Raw genomic sequence first — 15,964 nt, 5'->3', positions numbered from 1 at the left:
GAAATCACTCACTATTTGAGCGGCGTCAGGCCGGCTCGGCGCAAGATGTCCAGTCGCGCGGCTTCGCGGGCTCGCGCTTCTTCCTGCATTTTCTGTTGGGCACCCAGGGCTGCGCCGCCGGGATTGACGGCCTCGGTCGGCTGCGCCGCCGCCGCCGCCGGGGCCACCGCGCGGGCCGCCACTGCATGCACCAGGGTCAGGGTGCGGGTCTCGTCCCCACGGGCAAAGGTCACTTCGCGCCCGACAACGGACTTCACGACCCATTCGCCGACCTGGGACTGCACCGCCACCCGCTGCACCTTGCCGTCGATGCGGGCCACGATGCCCCCCCCGGTCTTGCCTCCGTACACCCCGAACAGCTGGATGTTAGCCAGCGGGTCCACCGGTGGCGGCGGCGCTGGCGGCGGAGGGGGTGGCGGGGGCCGGCGGCTGGGCGAGAACAGGGGGCGGTCCAACACGGCCACGAATCGCCCCACGTCGACGTCGCCGCCAACCGAGCCCCGGGGCAAGTTGATCTCGGCCAGCGCCATCGGCTGGGCCGCTGGTGCCGACCAGCTCACATGGCGCCAGTGGCCGTCGGCGTCCACCCACAGCACCAGCCCACCCAGGGCCAGCAAGGCATTGAGGCCCAGCAGCAACCAGGTGCCCTGACGGGTCAAGAAAAGTCGAAGGTTCATGGGTGCACCCTCAGCACGTAAAGGTTGATCTGGCCACCCAGCATCTGCGGCGTTTCGGCCTTGACCACCCCAATGGTCTGTGCGGTGAACCCCTCGACCAGGATGGCGGGGCCCGGGTCGGCCGCCAGCGCCACAAAAGCGCTTTGCAGGGCGGTCAGTTGCCCTTCGTAACGGACCACCACCGGGATGCGGTCGAACTGCTTTTCCTGCTTGGCCGGCAGCACCTGGCTGCTCATGACCTCCAGGCGCGCCTTAGCAAACACATCGCGGACACGGCGCTGCGCGTCATTGCCGGCCTGGGTGGCCTCTTGCGATTCGGGGTAGGCGTACTGAGCCACCAGCGCCGCTGACTGCTGAGCCAGGGTCTGCAACTTGTCACGCTGCTGCTCCAGCCCCAGCAAGCGGGCGTAACGCGGCTCGAGTTGGGCCATTTGCTCGCTGGCCCATTGGTGTTTGTAGGCCACATAGGCCGCCAACGCCAGCACCGGGGCCAGCAACAGCAAACCCAACAGAACCAGCACAGAACGGTCACGCGCGGTGCGCAATACCTGACTCATCGGACACCTCCGCCGACCGTGAAGGGGGACGCCCCCGCCGGTGCGGCCGGTGGCGGTGGCGGGGGGGGCGGTGGCGCCACCGGCGCCGGTGCGGGCGCCGCCACGGGCGCGGCGGCCACCGGAGCGACCGGCGCAGGCGCAGGCGCCGGTGTGGCGGCCGGGGCCGCCGTCGTGGCCGTGCCCCCCGAGGGTGTGGCAGGCGCCGGCGCCGTGGTGGCGGTGCCCGCAGCGGGCGTCGCTGCGCTCACCACCGGGGGCGGCGGCACGGGGTCGTTGGCGCGCATGGCCTTGGCGTCGAGCGTCAGCTCGATGGTGAAACTTTCCTTGGTGGCCCCCAGGGCCTTGACCGCGGCGGTGGGTGCCTTGACGTCCTTGAACAGCGGTTCGGCCCCCAGCTTTTGCATCAGCAAGGCTGAGTTGGGGGCCAGGCCGATCAGGGTGATCTTGTTGCCTTGCACCTGCAAAGACAGCAAAGAGGCATCGTCAGGCATGGCCTGGGTCAGCAGGTCCAAGGTGCGCAAGGGCTCCACCCGTTCGCGCAGCAGTTCACCGAGGTTGTTCAACTGCTCTGCCGACTGCACCAAAGCCTCGCGCTGGCGCAAGAAGGGCACGGTGCGGGACTGCACTTCTTTGAATTGGGCCAGCGCATCGAGCGCGCGCAGGCGCAACTGAGCCGACGGGGTGACGGCCAGCGCGGCCACCCCCACCAGGGCCAGGCCCAGCAAGCTGACGCGCAATGTCCGGCCCAGCGCCATGCGCTGACGGCGGGCGGCTTCGCCGTACCCTTGCAAGACGATCGGCTGGCCACGTGGCGGGGCGGTCGCCTCACGGGCCTGCAGGGCTTCTTCGCCCTCCAGCACCCACAGTTCTTGGGCGGTCTCATCGGCGCTGCCACTCGAGGCGGCCAGGAAGGCCGACACCTGACGGCGCGAGGCCATCACCAGCAAAATCCGCAGCCCCTGTTCGCCACGCCCCTGCACCCCATAACCCCACACCAGGTCTGAAGTCGCGAAGGGGCTGCTGGTTTGGGCTTCCAGCGCCAGCGCCGAACTCAGCTCCGCCTCGCCCAAGGCGGGCAAGGTCAGGGTGCGCGCCAGGTATTTGTCATGGGGCAACAGGCGCGCCAAAAAGGCCTTGCGCGGCGAGGGCTGCCAGGGTGTGGCGGCCTGGCCGTCGAGCCACAACCACTCGCTGCCATCGGCACGCACCAGGTGCACTGGCAGCGCGGGCGTCAGCCAGGCCAGCAGCGGATGCTGTGCTGCCCCCTGCCACAGGCGACGCAGCTCGGAACCGGCCTTGCGCAGGTCCAGGCCGAACAGTCGCAAATCTTGAGAGTTCAGTGCCATCAGAAATAGAGGGGGTAGACAGTGGGACTTGGGTTTTACAGAGGCGCCGACGCCGCAGGCTCCAGCCAACGACGCGCCGCAAAGATTTGCCAAGGCAGGCCATCGCGGCTGCCAGCGGCCACATCAACCCCGCGCAGGCTGAGCAACCAGCCGCCATCGGCCTGGGGAACACGCGCAATCAGCCAAAAACGGTTGCCAATGGTCTGGTCCAGCCAGCCCCCATCGAAGCGGCTGGTGTCCACGCCAGCACCCGGTGTGCGCCGGGCGGCATCGATCTGCAAGGCCATGGCCTCATCGCCCCCGGCCAGCACCTTGAGCACCCCCACCGGGGCCGCCAAGGGGTTGACCCCGCCCGTCGTACGGCGGTCCGCCACCACAAGGGGAGCGAGTCTAGCATAGAGCTCATAACCGACCCCTGGCAGCTGAAGCAGGTCCTCAGGGGCATCGAAACCCACCGTGGCCCCGGCCCCATCGCGCGCCTGGCGCTGAGCCATGACCTGGTTGGTCAGGGCCTCGGCCGGCCCCGCGGCCAACCCGCCGGCCACCGTGAACAGGCGGTTCAGCAGGCCCGCTGGCGCGCTGTTGAGGTTGATCAGGCCCGTCAGCGGGATCACCTGGACCTGGATCGGCACACCGGCAAACTGCACCGGCACCATGGTCAGCCCGGTCACGGCGGTCGGCTTGACCTGGATCTGCTGCAGCACCTGGTTGATGGCAGCGAGGCCGAGGGCGTCGCTGCTCAGCGCGCGCTGGTTGGCCGACACCTGGCGAATCTCATCGCGCGCGGTCTTGACCAGGCCGGTGACCACCAGGCTCAGCGCGGCCACGATCCACAGCACGGCGATCAGCGCCATGCCTTGCGCGCGGGGCCGGGCGGCGGGCATGCGACGGGCGCTCAATCCTGCCCCCCACCACCGACGGTGAACCCACCCAGGCTGCTGCTCGACGAGCTCAGCACCCGCAAGGGGATGATCACCTCGGGCCACGGCCCTTGTTGGGTCTGCACCAGCAGGCGCACGCGGCCCGGGAACTGATTGACCCGGTCCGAGGGCGAGTCGGCGCGCAACAGCCAGTCGGGCTGCCACTGCCCTGGGGCGCGGCGCAGGTCCTCATATTGAATAGAGAAGCCCGTCAGCCCCTGGACCAGCGGACGCATGTCCGTCAGGGCCCAATCCGGAAAACCCGCCATCGGGTTCCAGGGCGCGAAGCGCAGGGTCAACATCTGGCCCTGGGGCATCGACTCCGGTCCCAGGCGGAACACATAACGCCCGCCCGCGCCAAAGCGCGCCGGCATGATGCCCACCCACACCAAGGCATCCCCGCCGCCCTGGAACAAATAGGGACTGCCCTGCACACCGCCTTGCATCGGCACCTTGCGCATGGCCACCCGACCCAAAGCGCCGCGCAGAAAATCAAGGCTGGAGCGCAAGTCATCGGCGCGGGCGACGCGGGCGTCCACCCGTTCTTCGGTCTGGGCCATGGTGCGCAGGGCCGAGGTCATGGCCAGCATGACCAGGGACATCAGCGACATGACCACCAACAGCTCCAGCAAAGTGAAGCCGCGCCCAGCCCCCCGCCCCCGGGCGAGGCCAGGTCGGCAGGAGAGCCACAAACCACGGCGCATCATCAGCTTCCCCCTGGCACCACGGCCCGGCGCTGAGGCAGCAGGGTGACCGCCTCCAGTTGCCGCCAGCGTTCGCCGTCGAGCCAGCGCACGGTCATGAAGACCCGGTGCAAAGGCACCGCGCGCGGATCGAGGTCGGCGCCCTGGGCCCAGGGTTCGGAGCGCACGGCCCACTCGAAACCGGCCGTGCGGCCGCTCTCGTTGACCCCGGTTTCGGGCACCGCATCGCGCGCCGACAGCAGGGATTCCAGCACGATGCCCGCCCGCTGGCTGGCCTCGGCCTGCCCCACGCTGCGGGCCGAACCGCCACTGGCGCGGTACAACAAGCCCATGGCCATGCCCATGATGGCGATGGCCACCAGCAACTCCAGCAAGGAGAAGCCCTGGCTGCGCTGGACGGAGAGGCCGCTCATGGGCGGATCGGCTCGGTGCTGATCTGGCCGGACAACCAGTCGACCCGCACCCGCGTACCCTGCCCCGACGGGCGGAACACGTCGACGCTGCCACCGGTGGCACCGCCCTCGGGCATGAAGCGAATGGCCGCCACCTGGTTGCCGGACATCTCGATGCCCGCCACCGTGGCCCGCACCTGCAGGGGCTCGGGGATGTCGCGTGCATTTTGGCCATCCAGCCCAAAACGGCGACCGGGCAGATCGAGCCGAAAGCGCACCTCGCGCCCCTGCACCCGCGCCTGCTGACGCGCCTGGCGCAGGTCGGACAGCATGGCGCGCAGCACATCGCGGTATTGGGCGGACTCCTGCATGCGCGAGAAGGCGAAGGGCACCACGCCGACCAACAGGGCGGCGATGGAGAACACCACCAGCAACTCAATCAGCGTGAAGCCACGCTGCGCCTGCACGCCCGCCGCCCTTGCTTACTTGGCGTTGCGGATGTCGGCGTTTTCGCCCTCACCACCGGCGGCACCGTCGGCGCCGAAGGAGATCAGCTCCACATTGCCGCCCGCCAGGGCGTACTTATAGGGCTTGCCCCAGGGGTCGGTGGGCACGCCGCCCTTGAGGTAGGGGCCGTTCCAGCCCGTGACCGACGCCGGCTTGGTGACCAGGGCGTCCAGGCCTTCCTCGGCGGTGGGGAAGCGGCCCACGTCCAGCTTGAACAGGTCGAGCGATTTTTCGAGGTCGGCGATCTGCACGCCGGCGGTCTTGGACTTGGCGCCCCCCAACTGGTTGAGCACGCGCGGGCCCACCAGGCCGGCCAGCAGGGTCAGGATCGCCAGCACCACCAGCAGTTCGATCAGGGTGAAACCCCGGCTGGCACGTTGACGACGGCTTTGGCGAATGCTCACCATGATGAATCCTTCAGTAAAAAATCAAGATGCAAGGTCATTGATGGACAGGATGCCCAACAAGATGGAGACGATGATCGACGCGATCATCAACCCCAGAACGATGATCAGGAGCGGCTCCACGAGGGTCAGGCTCCGTTTGATGCCGACTTCCACATCCCGGTTCAGGATGTTGGCCAACTCCAGCATCATGGGGCCGATGCGGCCCGTCTCTTCACCCACTCTGATCAAGTTGATGGCAAGAGGTTCAAAAATACGGGTGGCCGAGATCGCATCGACCATCTTGCCGCCCTCTTTGACGTTTGGCCCGACGCTGGCCAGGGCCTGACGCAACACCGTGTTGGTGACCGTGTCGGTGGCGATGTGCAAGGCCGTGAGCAGGGGCACCCCATTGCCCAGCAAGGTGCCCAGCGAACGCGAAAACAGGGTCAACTGGTACTTCAGCATCAGGCGGCCCAGCAGAGGCAGGCGCAGCACCGTGACCTGCCACCACTGCTGCCCCTTGGGCGACGTCAGCCAGCGGCGCAGGCCCCAGACCAGCAGCGCGGCCCCGAGCGCCATGAACACACCGTAGCGGGTGAAGGCCTGGCCCAGGCCCATCACCAGGCGGGTGGGCATGGGCAGGGCATCGCCCATGTCGGTGAACAGTTTCTCGAATTGCGGCACCACAAAACCCAGCATGGCCACCAGCGACAGCACCGCCACCCCCAGCAGAATGGCCGGGTAGATGGTGGCCGAGACCACGCTTTCGCGCAGCGCGCGCAGGCGCTCCATGTGCTCGACCAGGCGCTCCATGACCGAGGTCAACTGGCCGCTGACCTCGCCCGAGCGGATCATGTTGATGTAGAAGTCGCCGAACAGGTTGCGGTTCTTGGCCAGCGCCTTGCTGAATGGAGTGCCGCCCTTGACGTCTTCGAGCGTGCGCTGGGTCAGTTCGGCCACCGAGGGCTTGTGGCTCATGCCGATCAGCACGCGCAGGGCGTTGTCCAGCGCCAGCCCGGCGCGCAACATGATGGACAACTCCGAGGTCAGCAACAGGATGTCGGCCTGATTGACCGGGCCGCGGCCCAGGCGCTGCTTGCCCGGCGCGGCCACCAGGCCCGCCAGGGCCGCCGCGCCAGCCGACTCGGTCGGGGCCGGCGCAGCGCCGTCGTCGGCGCCGGGGGCGCGGATGCTCAGCGGCGTCAGGCCGCGTGCACGCAGTTGTTTTTGCACCGCGGCCGCAGAGGCGGCCTCCAGCCGGCCCTCCTGGGCCTTGCCGGCGGCGTCGGCGGCACGCCAGATGAACTCAGGCATCGCCCTGGTCCTCCGTCACGCGCAGCAATTCATCCAGGCTGGTGACGCCTGCCACCACCTTGCGCAGGCCGTCATCGTGCAGGGTCAGCATGCCCGACTGGATGGCCAGCGCGTGCAGACGGCTGGCGTCCTCGCCGGCCACGATGGCGCGGCGCATCGGCTCGTCGAGCACCAGCAGTTCATGGATGCCGGTGCGGCCCTGGTAGCCCGAACCGCGGCAGTGGTCACAGCCCACCGCCTTGTAGAGGGGCTGCCCTGGCGCGCAGAAGCGGTGCAGACCGGCCGTGGCCAGCAACTCGGCCGACGGGACCTCGGGCGCCTTGCAGTGCTTGCACAGGGTGCGCACCAGGCGCTGGGCCAGCACGCCGTTGACCGACGAGGTGATCAGGTAGCCCTCAACGCCCATGTCCTTCAAGCGGATCACGGCGCCTGCGGCGGTGTTGGTGTGCAGCGTGGACAGCACCAAGTGACCGGTCAGCGCCGACTGCACCGCGATCTGGGCGGTTTCGCCATCGCGCATTTCACCGATCATGATGATGTCCGGGTCCTGCCGCAGGATGGAGCGCAGCGCGCTGGCAAAGGTCAGGTTGATCTGCGGGTGCACCTGGATCTGGTTGATGCCTTCGAGCTGGTACTCGACCGGGTCTTCCACCGTGATGATCTTCTGTGTGGCCGAGTCCAGCTTGGACAGGGCCGCGTACAGCGTGGTGGTCTTGCCCGAGCCGGTCGGCCCGGTGACCAGCAAAATGCCGTGCGGCTTGGCCAGCAGCGCGTTGAAACGGCTCAGGGTGTCGCTCGCAAAGCCCATGCTCTCGAGGCTGAAACGCACGCTGGCACGGTCCAGCACCCGCATCACCACGCTTTCGCCGTGCACGGTGGGCACGGTCGAGACCCGCAAATCGAGCTCACGGCCCTTGACCCGGGTCTTGATGCGGCCGTCCTGCGGCAGGCGGCGCTCGGCGATGTCGAGGTGGGCCAGCAGCTTGACGCGCGAGTTCACCGCCGCACTGTGCTTGGGCGGCACCAGCTCACCGGCGTGGATCACGCCGTCGACGCGGTAGCGCACATGCAGACCGTCATCGAAAGGCTCCAGGTGGATGTCGGAGGCGCGCAGGTCGATCACGCGGCCAATGATGCTGTTGACCAGGCGGATCACCGGCGCTTCACTGGCCAGGTCCTTCAGGTGTTCGACAAAGTCGCCGCCCAGGCCCTCGTCCTCAAAGCCGTCGGCCTGCTCATCTTCCGGCTCCGGCACCGGCTGGGCCAGGGCCTTCTCGATGTCGCTTTCAAGGCTGATGAAGGGGCGGATGTTCAGGCCGGTCGACAGGCGCAGGGCCTTGAGCACAAACGCGTCCTGCGGCACCGCCATGGCCACGTCCAGCTGGTCGACGTCCAGGCGCAGTGGGTAGACCTGGTTGGCCGCGAGGAACTCGGGCAACAGGCCCTCGACCTCGGGCGGCACCTCCGGAAAATCATCGGCCCTGGCCACGGGCACGCCCAGTTGCTGCGACAGCGTGGCCAGCACGTCCAGCTCGGACACCAGGCCCAGCTGCACCAGCACCCGGCCCAGCATGTTGCCCAGTTCTTGCTGCGCCTGCAGCGCGCGCTCCATGTCGCGTGCGCTGAGCTTGCCCTGCTGCACCAACAGCTCGCCCAGGCGGGGGCGCTCCACGGCATTCGTCAGCGAAGGCTCGATGGCAACAGGGGCGTCAGTGGTCATGAGATGGAGAGTGAGGCAAAGGGGCCCCGGCCCAGGCGGCAACAACACCCGCCTGAGGCCGGTCCGACCGCCCACACAGGCGGCCGCACGGGCCCACAACAAGGGCGCAATTTTGCACCATCTGCCCCGCGCCACGGTGAACCTGCCCCGGCACGCTCAGCGCCAGCTGAGTGGCAGGACCCGGTAATAGAGGCTCAGTTGGCGGTACAGCGCCGGGCGCTCGGCGGCCAGGCGCTCCCCCTGCTCAAAGAAGGCTTCACTGGCGACGGCCCAAAACTCCGCGGGATCGGTGGCCCCATACGGGTCCAGCAGCCCGGGCAACCCCGCAGCCACCCGGGCTTGCAGGGCGGCCAGCTCATCGGCCATCACCTGCTGCCACTCGCGCTGGCGCCGCCGCGAACCCAGGCGCGGCACACCGTTGGCCGGTCCGTTGTCCTGGTCCAGTTGGTGGGCAAACTCATGGATCACCACATTGCGCCCGTCGCCGGGATCGGCGCTGCCGGCCTGCACATCGGCCCAGGACAGTATCACCTGCCCCGCTTGCCATGACTCCCCCGACAGGGCCTGACGCTGCTCGTGCACCACCCCCGCCGCCCCAGTGCGGACGCGGTCGACCCAGAAGGGCGCCGGGTACAGCAGGACCTGGCGCAGCGATTCAAAGTCGGCGCCGGGCCGGTTCAACAACAGCAAGCAGGCCTGTGCCGCCACCACGACGCGCATGGCTTCGGTCAGCACCAGACCGTCACAGGCGAGGAAAGGCTTCTCGGCCAGGAACACCAGCATGCGCTGCTTGAGTTGCAGCTGCAGGTCCGCCGGCAGGCGGGCCACCAACGGCACCTGTTCGCGCAGGATCGCCCGCCAGTGGGCCGGAAACGCCTGACGCCGCCAGCGCCAACGCTGCCAGGCCTGGCGCCAAGGCGCCAGCCAGAGCCAGGCCGCGCCCAGCAGGGACACGCCCACCAACGCCCCAAAAGCCCATGTATTCATGATGTGAAAAGGGCGACAAATGCCCCGTGCAACGCATCTGCGCCCCACGGCGCCAAATTCAAGCGCCCCGAGCAGGTAACATCCTGCGCCATGAAAGCAGGTGTTGTTTGTGAGTGAAGGGGCCGCGGCGGCAGCGCCTCAAAAGACCAAAACCGTCGTCGAGGGCCTGACCCTCTCGGTGGTCAGCCACGGCCATGACGACTGCCTGCACACCCTGCTGGCGCAGTTGGCTCAGCAGCACGCGGGCGTGCTCAAGCACCTGATCGTGACCCACAACCTGCCCGCGCCAAGCCGCCCCCTGCCCACCCCGCCAGGCGGCTGGCCTTTTGAGCTGACCGAGCTGCACAACCGCACCCCGCAGGGTTTCGGCCACAACCACAACCAGGCCTTCCAGCACTGCCGCAGCCGGCATTTCGGGGTCATCAACCCCGACCTCGAAGACCTGCCCGCCGACCTGTGGCCGCGCCTGGTGACCCTGGCCGACCAGCCGGGCGTGGGCTGCGCCTACCCACGGCTGCTGAACCTGGACGGCACCGTGCAGGACAGCGAGCGCGAGATTCCGACCCCCTGGGCGCTGCTCAAGCGCTACACCCACCGCCCGCCCGTGCCACGCCGCGACTGGGTCAATGCCGCTTGCTGGGTGCTGCAAAGCGACATCTGGCGCCAGATGGGCGGGTTTGACGAAGGCTATTTCCTGTACTGCGAGGACGTGGACTTTTGCCTGCGCCTGCAGACCGCCGGCTGGCAACTGGCGCGCGCCGACACCCACATGACGCACCATGCACAGCGCACCAGCCACCGGGAATGGCGCTATGTGAGCCTGCACCTGCGCAGCCTGCTGCGCCTGTGGACCACGCCGGCCATGTACCGTTACCAGCGCCACCTGCGCCAGCAAGCCAGGCGCTGAGGCCTCCCTGAGGGGCCGCCGCACTGCGGTGGGCCAGCGCCCCAGTCACCCGCCGTCGCCCGGCCGCTGACGCTGGCCCGGGCTCAGCCCTGGCGCCAGGGCAGGCCGCGGAAGCGCCAGCCGCCCTTGCGGCCGCGCTGGCCGTTCTGGTCCGGGTCGCCTTCAAAGCCCTCCAGGATGTTGTAGGCCTCGGCCACCCCCAACTCGGTGGCCCGCCGCGCCGCCGCCACCGAGCGCACACCGCTTCGGCACAGCAGCACCACCTTGCGCCCCTCGGCGGCAGCGGCCAGCACGCCAGCGTCAAACGCTGGGTTCATGGCCATGCCGGGCCACTGCTTCCAGGCCAGGCCGACACTGCCCGGCACGTGGCCGACCCATTCGCGTTCGGCCTCGGTGCGCACATCCACCAGCACCGCCTCGCCGGCCTGCACCCATTGCCAAGCCAGCGCGGGCGACACGTCACCGGCGTAACCCGTTGCCGGCAGGGGCTCGCCCACGGGCTGCGCGCCCGCGTCCTGGCGCAGGCCCGACCGCAGGTTGGCCGGCACGGCTTCGTCGATGCGGCGCGGCTTGGGCAGGTCCAGCGCGGCCATCAGGGCCACGAACTCGGCCTGGCTGCGGCCTGCGATGCGGGCGTTGGCGGTCTTTTCCACCCCGATGCTGGAGCGGGTGCGGCCCTGGTAGTCGTGGCCCGGCCAGACCACGGTGGCGTCGGGCAGCTGGAACAGCACCTCGGTCAGGCTGCGGTACAGCGCCTCGGCACTGCCCGACTGGAAATCGGTGCGGCCACAGCCATTGATCAGCAGCGTGTCGCCCGTGAAAACATGCTCGCGCCACAGGTAGCACATGCTGCCGGCGGTGTGGCCCGGGGTGTGCAGGGCGCGCAGGGTTTCGCCGCCGAAGCTCAAGGTCTGGCCATCGACCAGCAGCGTGGCGGCCGTGCCGACACCACAGCCCTCCGGGGCCACGGTGTGGGCGCCGGTGTGCTCGGCCAGCGCCGCGGCGCTGGTGATGTGGTCGGCGTGGGCGTGGGTTTCGAGGATCCAGCGCAGCGTCAGGCCCTGCTCGCGCAGCAACTGAAGGTCTCGCTCCAGCTGCTCGTCGACCGGATCAATGATCACAGCCTCGCGCGTGGCCGGGTCGTGCAGCAGGTAGGTGTAGGTGCTGGAAGCGGCGTCAAACAATTGAATGGGGTGCATCTCGGGTCCTTGCAAAGTCATCAAAGCAGCGGCCGCTCGGGCCGGTTCATCAGGCGAATTTAGCCAACATCCCGGCCACCTGGGCCCCTGGCATGCCGCCCTGCTCGATCATGCAGCCCACCATGTTGAAGAAGGACTTGTCGAGCGCCTTGCGCGCCGCGGCCAATTGCTGGGCAATCTGCTCGCAGTCGGCTTCTTCCTCGATCAGACGCTGCACACCGCGCAGCTGTCCTTCGACACGGGCCAGGCGGGCCTGCAGGGCTTTTTTCTTGGCGGGATCGGCCAATTGCGACATGGAAACTCCTGGGAATCAAAACGGGGCGGTCACGCAAATATACCCCATGGAGTATATTTGCCGCTGAACACGAAAGGATATTGCCCATGGACACCCTGCACCCTTACCTCCAATCCAGCCTCGGGGGTTTGCTGATCGGCCTGGCCAGTTGGTGGTTGCTGGCCGCGCTGGGCCGGGTCACCGGCATCAGTGGCATCGCGGCGGCCCTGCTGCCGGGCCGCCAGGCCCCCACGCGCGGCGACCGGGCCTGGCGGGTGGCTTACCTCGCGGGCCTGGTGCTGGGCGGCGCGCTGTTCACCCTGTGGTGGCAGCCCCCGGCCACCGTGCTGCGCCCCCTGCCCCTGCTGGTGCTGGCGGGCGGCTTGGTTGGTTTTGGCACGGTGCTGGGCTCGGGTTGCACCAGCGGCCACGGGGTCTGCGGTCTGGGCCGGCGCTCGCTGCGCTCGCTGGTGGCCACCGCCACCTTCATGGGCACCGGCTTTGCCACCGTGGGCCTGATGCGCTGGCTGGCTTGACCCCCTCCTCCCCTCCCACCTCCACACCGGAATCACACCATGCCTACCCCCACCCCGACCGCCTCCCTTTCCCCCCACACCCCGCCCGCCCGCTGGGCGGTTTGGCTCAGCGCCTTCGGCGCCGGCACCCTGTTTGCGGCTGGCCTGGTGCTGTCGGGCATGACCCAGCCCGCCAAGGTGATGGGCTTTCTGGACCTGGGCGCCATCGCCGAAGGACGCTGGGACCCCAGCCTGGCCTTTGTCATGGGCGGCGCGCTGATGGTCACGCTGCTGGCCTTTGCGCTGACGCCACCCACGGCCGCCCAACCGCAACGCAAGCCCTGGCTGGCCGACCGGTTTCAGCTGCCCACCCGACGCGACCTCGACGGCAAGCTGATCACCGGCGCCGCGCTGTTTGGCGTCGGCTGGGGCTTGGCGGGCTACTGCCCCGGTCCCGCACTGGCGTCGCTGCTGACCGGTGGGCTCGACGCGCTGGCCTTTGTTGCCGCGCTGGTGGCGGGCATGGCCGTGGCACGACGCTGGGTGGCCTGACCCGCAGGTGACCGACAGCGGGGACGGCCGGCGCTACGCTGCCAGCCCATGTTCTCCCCCTCAGGATCACCGACATGAGCGCTTCGTCCCCGGCCCTTGCGGGCAACCGCGTCCTTGCCCACACGGGTGCCAGGTTCCCCATTTTTCAGGCCCCCATGGGCTGGATCGCCCGCACGCCCCTGGCCTCGGCGGTGTCGCGGGCCGGCGGGCTGGGCATCATTGAAACCTCGTCCGGCGAGACCGCCAACTGCCAGGCCGAGATCCGCCAGATGCTGGCGCTGGGCCTGCCGTTCGGGGTCAATCTGCCCATCCGCTTCCTGCACGACGAGGCCATGCTGCGCTTTGTCTGCGACAGCGGGGTGCGCTTTGTGACCACCTCGGCGGGCAGCCCGGCCAAGTTCATCGCGCCGCTGAAGAGCGCGGGCATCACGGTCTACCACGCGGTGCCGACGCTGGAAACCGCGCTCAAATGCGCCGACGCCGGCGTCGACGGCCTGGTGGTCGAAGGTGCCGAAGGCGGCGGCTTCAAGAACCCCGAAGAAGTCTCCACGCTGGTGCTGCTGCAAAGCATCCGCAGCCGACTCGACCTGCCCCTGGTGGCCGCGGGGGGCATCGTCGACGGGCGCGGCATGGCGGCCGCCTTCGCGCTCGGGGCCGAGGCGATCCAGATGGGCACCCGCTTTGTCTGCTGCGCCGAAAGCCCCGTGCACGCCCACTACAAGAACGCCATCGTCAACGCCAGCGAGACCGGCACCTGGGTGCTCAACAAAAAGGCCTCGCCGTGCATCCGGGCGCTCAAGTCCGAGCGCACACGCCAGATCCACGAAGCCGGCCTGATGCCCCCCGACACCTTTGCCGGCCTGCAACAGGTTTATTTCGGCGGCGACATGGAGGCCGCACCGGCCCTGGCCGGCCAGAGCGTGGGCCTGATCGAGGGCGTGAAGACCGCGCAACAGATCATCGACGACACCGTGCAGGGCTTCTTCGACATCACCGCCCGGCTCGGTGGCCTGGCCCAGGGCCACGCCTTTGGCTGAGCCCACGCGGCCAGCGCGCCGCCCCGCTTTTGCCTTCCCCCACCACCTCAAAAACCAACGGAGACCTCGCTCATGGACACCCAAAAACTCTTCTCGCTGCAAGGCCGCACGGCCCTGATCACCGGCGGCTCGCGCGGCATTGGCCGCATGATCGCCGAGGGCTTCATCGCCCAGGGCGCACGCGTCTACATCTCGGCGCGCAAGGCCGCCGCCTGCGATCAGACCGCAGCCGAACTGTCGCAACACGGCCACTGCGTGTCGCTGCCGGGGGATGTGTCCACGCTGGCCGGTGCCCAGGCGCTGGCCGCGGCCTACGCACAGCACGAGGACTCGCTGGACATCCTGGTCAACAACGCGGGCGCCGCCTGGGGGGCCCCGTTTGACGAGTTCCCGGAGAACGGCTGGGACAAGGTGGTCGACCTCAACCTCAAAGCCCCGTTCTTCCTGACCCAGACCCTGGTGCCGCAACTGCGCCGGGCCGCGGCCAAGTGCCCGGCCAAGGTGATCAACATCGCGTCCATCGACGGCATTTCGGTCAACCCCCTGGAGACCTACTCCTACGCCGCCAGCAAGTCGGGCCTGATCCACCTGACGCGTCGCATGGCGCTGCGCCTGATCGACGACAACATCGTGGTCAGCGCGATCGCCCCCGGCGCTTTTGCCTCGGAGATGAACCGCGATGCGCGCGACCATGGCGAAGCGGTGTCCGCGCGCATCCCGGCGCACCGCATTGGCGAGCCCGAAGACATGGCCGGCGCGGCGATTTTCCTGGCCTCGCGGGCCGGTGACTATGTGGTCGGCTCGACGCTGACGGTCGACGGCGGCGTGACGCACGCGCGCGGCTGAGGCGGCAAGCCCCCGCCGGGGCCGTGGCTCAAAGCCAGCCCAGCCCCCGGCACAGCCAGATCACCAGGGGCATCAACAAGGCCGTGGCCACGCCGTTGAGGCCCATGGCCAAGGCCGAGAAGGCGCCAGCCGTCTCATGCACCTGCAGGGCCCGCGCGGTACCGATGGCGTGCGCCGTGATGCCCACGGTGAAACCGCGCACCGCCGGATCCTGGATGCCCGCCAGGTTGAGCAGCGGACGCGCCATGATGGCGCCCCCGACACCGGTGACCGCCACGGCCACCGCAGCCAACGAGGGCAGGCCGCCCCAGCGCTCCGCCATGGCCATGGCAATGGGCATGGTCGATGACTTGGGCATCAGGGACAGCAAGGTCTCACGCGTGCCGCCCAACGCCCAAGCGATGCCCACCGCCGACACCATGGCCGTGAGCGACCCCACCAGCAAAGCCACCAGCACCGGCCGCCAAATGCGGCGCAAGCGCTGAAACTGGCTGAACAAAGGCACAGCCAGCGCCACCGTGGCGGGGCCAATCAGGAAGTGAACGAACTTGGCGCCATCAAAGTAGGTGGGGTACGGCGTGCCTGTGAGCATCAACACCGCGATGATGAATGCCACCGCGGTGAGCACGGGGATCAGAAAGGGCTTGTGTCCGGACCGCTGGTACAGCGCCACCGCCCCAAGGTAAGCCAGCAGGGTGAGGGCGAGCCAGAGCAGCGGCGAGCGGCCCAAAAACACCCAGATCTCAAACAGACCGCTGGTGTTCACAGCCCGTCCTCCCCACCGTGGTCGGGCGACTCGCCCCCACTGCGCCGCAGCATCCAGCGGAAGGTGTAGGCCGTCACCAACAGAGTGACCGCGGCGCCTCCCAGGCAGGCGGCCAGGAAGGGCAGCCATTCATGCGCCACGCGCCCGAAATGCATCATCACCCCGGTCACGGCGGGAATGAACAACAGCATCAGGTGTTGCAACAGCCCCCCGGAGGCCTGGCGCAAGCCCTCAGGCACTGCCCCCCGCCAGACCAGCCACAGGGCCAGCAACAGCATGCCCAGCAGCGGCCCGGGCATTGGCAAGCCCAGCCAGAACACCAGGCCTTCGCCCAGCAGCTGCATCAAAAACAAGAGGG

20 protein-coding genes and 1 pseudogene are annotated in these 15,964 nt (G+C 68.7%); 5 read left to right on the top strand and 16 right to left on the bottom strand.

From position 1 onward, the window contains the following. Window positions 1–11: 11 nt before the first annotated feature. The 11 genes from PSQ40_RS10570 to PSQ40_RS10520 all read right to left on the bottom strand — a co-directional run bounded on the left by PSQ40_RS10570 (window position 12) and on the right by PSQ40_RS10520 (window position 9,510). Window positions 12–677 carry a hypothetical protein gene (locus PSQ40_RS10570; protein WP_273951379.1) on the bottom strand — a complete coding sequence of 222 codons (666 nt, stop codon included), beginning with the start codon at window positions 675–677 and terminating at the stop codon, window positions 12–14. Then, complete coding sequence (gspM, locus tag PSQ40_RS10565; protein ID WP_273951378.1) at window positions 674–1,234, bottom strand: type II secretion system protein GspM; 561 nt, start codon at window positions 1,232–1,234, stop codon at window positions 674–676. Before gspM ends, PSQ40_RS10570 begins: the two co-directional genes overlap by 4 nt. Further along, window positions 1,231–2,580 carry a PilN domain-containing protein gene (locus tag PSQ40_RS10560; RefSeq protein WP_273951376.1) on the bottom strand — a complete coding sequence of 450 codons (1,350 nt, stop codon included), beginning with the start codon at window positions 2,578–2,580 and terminating at the stop codon, window positions 1,231–1,233. The genes gspM and PSQ40_RS10560 overlap by 4 nt, the downstream gene beginning before the upstream one ends. Window positions 2,581–2,615: 35 nt before the next feature. Beyond that, window positions 2,616–3,464, bottom strand: a complete 849-nt coding sequence (locus tag PSQ40_RS10555; RefSeq protein ID WP_273951375.1) for a general secretion pathway protein GspK — start codon at window positions 3,462–3,464, stop codon at window positions 2,616–2,618. Between the two features lie 11 nt (window positions 3,465–3,475). Beyond that, on the bottom strand, window positions 3,476–4,204 hold the full coding sequence (locus PSQ40_RS10550; protein WP_273951374.1) for a PulJ/GspJ family protein: 729 nt from the start codon (window positions 4,202–4,204) through the stop codon (window positions 3,476–3,478). 2 nt (window positions 4,205–4,206) lie between these two features. Then, the gene (locus PSQ40_RS10545) at window positions 4,207–4,617 is read right to left on the bottom strand and encodes a type II secretion system protein (protein ID WP_273951373.1); all 411 of its coding nucleotides are present in this window, start codon (window positions 4,615–4,617) and stop codon (window positions 4,207–4,209) included. Continuing rightward, window positions 4,614–5,063, bottom strand: a complete 450-nt coding sequence (locus PSQ40_RS10540) for a GspH/FimT family pseudopilin (protein ID WP_273951372.1) — start codon at window positions 5,061–5,063, stop codon at window positions 4,614–4,616. Before PSQ40_RS10540 ends, PSQ40_RS10545 begins: the two co-directional genes overlap by 4 nt. Before the next feature lie 15 nt (window positions 5,064–5,078). Then, window positions 5,079–5,510 (bottom strand): type II secretion system major pseudopilin GspG, encoded by a 432-nt coding sequence (gene gspG / locus PSQ40_RS10535; RefSeq protein ID WP_273951371.1) that lies wholly within the window; start codon window positions 5,508–5,510, stop codon window positions 5,079–5,081. A 21-nt stretch (window positions 5,511–5,531) separates the two neighbouring features. Continuing rightward, on the bottom strand, window positions 5,532–6,803 hold the full coding sequence (locus PSQ40_RS10530; protein ID WP_273951370.1) for a type II secretion system F family protein: 1,272 nt from the start codon (window positions 6,801–6,803) through the stop codon (window positions 5,532–5,534). Further along, on the bottom strand, window positions 6,796–8,523 hold the full coding sequence (gene gspE / locus PSQ40_RS10525; RefSeq protein ID WP_273951369.1) for a type II secretion system ATPase GspE: 1,728 nt from the start codon (window positions 8,521–8,523) through the stop codon (window positions 6,796–6,798). Before gspE ends, PSQ40_RS10530 begins: the two co-directional genes overlap by 8 nt. 156 nt (window positions 8,524–8,679) lie before the next feature. Then, window positions 8,680–9,510: a M90 family metallopeptidase gene (locus tag PSQ40_RS10520; protein ID WP_273951367.1), complete on the bottom strand. Its 831-nt coding sequence runs from the start codon at window positions 9,508–9,510 to the stop codon at window positions 8,680–8,682. A gap of 100 nt (window positions 9,511–9,610) precedes the next feature. Between PSQ40_RS10520 and PSQ40_RS10515 the strand changes: the two genes are divergently transcribed. After that, a complete protein-coding gene (locus PSQ40_RS10515) occupies window positions 9,611–10,417 on the top strand; it encodes a glycosyltransferase family protein (RefSeq protein ID WP_273951366.1) in 807 nt (268 codons plus the stop codon). A gap of 83 nt (window positions 10,418–10,500) precedes the next feature. On the opposite strand, the gene PSQ40_RS21345 is transcribed toward PSQ40_RS10515, so the two are convergent. The 3 genes and pseudogenes from PSQ40_RS21345 to PSQ40_RS10505 form a co-directional block, all read right to left on the bottom strand. Then, entirely contained in the window at window positions 10,501–10,914 is a 414-nt protein-coding gene (locus tag PSQ40_RS21345; protein ID WP_337961828.1) for a rhodanese-like domain-containing protein, read from the bottom strand. Between the two features lie 201 nt (window positions 10,915–11,115). Then, a pseudogene (locus PSQ40_RS21340) lies at window positions 11,116–11,616 on the bottom strand (MBL fold metallo-hydrolase); the annotation flags it as partial. 49 nt (window positions 11,617–11,665) lie between these two features. Then, a complete protein-coding gene (locus PSQ40_RS10505; protein ID WP_273951364.1) occupies window positions 11,666–11,911 on the bottom strand; it encodes a metal-sensitive transcriptional regulator in 246 nt (81 codons plus the stop codon). A gap of 80 nt (window positions 11,912–11,991) precedes the next feature. Between PSQ40_RS10505 and PSQ40_RS10500 the strand changes: the two genes are divergently transcribed. From PSQ40_RS10500 to PSQ40_RS10485, 4 genes are all read left to right on the top strand, one after another. Beyond that, on the top strand, window positions 11,992–12,426 hold the full coding sequence (locus tag PSQ40_RS10500) for a YeeE/YedE family protein (RefSeq protein WP_409338581.1): 435 nt from the start codon (window positions 11,992–11,994) through the stop codon (window positions 12,424–12,426). Between the two features lie 39 nt (window positions 12,427–12,465). After that, the gene (locus PSQ40_RS10495; RefSeq protein ID WP_273951363.1) at window positions 12,466–12,957 is read left to right on the top strand and encodes a DUF6691 family protein; all 492 of its coding nucleotides are present in this window, start codon (window positions 12,466–12,468) and stop codon (window positions 12,955–12,957) included. Between the two features lie 74 nt (window positions 12,958–13,031). Next, window positions 13,032–13,994, top strand: coding sequence for an NAD(P)H-dependent flavin oxidoreductase (locus tag PSQ40_RS10490; protein WP_273951362.1), 963 nt, complete (start codon window positions 13,032–13,034; stop codon window positions 13,992–13,994). A 72-nt stretch (window positions 13,995–14,066) separates the two neighbouring features. Beyond that, window positions 14,067–14,840 (top strand): SDR family oxidoreductase, encoded by a 774-nt coding sequence (locus PSQ40_RS10485; RefSeq protein ID WP_273951360.1) that lies wholly within the window; start codon window positions 14,067–14,069, stop codon window positions 14,838–14,840. A 28-nt stretch (window positions 14,841–14,868) separates the two neighbouring features. Here PSQ40_RS10485 and PSQ40_RS10480 read toward each other — a convergent pair whose 3' ends face one another. Both PSQ40_RS10480 and PSQ40_RS10475 read right to left on the bottom strand, forming a co-directional pair. Then, window positions 14,869–15,606: an LrgB family protein gene (locus PSQ40_RS10480; RefSeq protein ID WP_273951359.1), complete on the bottom strand. Its 738-nt coding sequence runs from the start codon at window positions 15,604–15,606 to the stop codon at window positions 14,869–14,871. Then, window positions 15,603–15,950: a CidA/LrgA family protein gene (locus PSQ40_RS10475; RefSeq protein WP_409338586.1), complete on the bottom strand. Its 348-nt coding sequence runs from the start codon at window positions 15,948–15,950 to the stop codon at window positions 15,603–15,605. The genes PSQ40_RS10480 and PSQ40_RS10475 overlap by 4 nt, the downstream gene beginning before the upstream one ends. Window positions 15,951–15,964 lie beyond the last annotated feature (14 nt).

The sequence above is a fragment of the Curvibacter cyanobacteriorum genome (assembly GCF_028649475.1).
Taxonomy (GTDB): Bacteria; Pseudomonadota; Gammaproteobacteria; order Burkholderiales; family Burkholderiaceae_C; genus Curvibacter; species Curvibacter cyanobacteriorum.
Note: the sequence above shows the minus strand (reverse complement) of the source record. Positions and strands in the feature narration are given on the sequence as shown.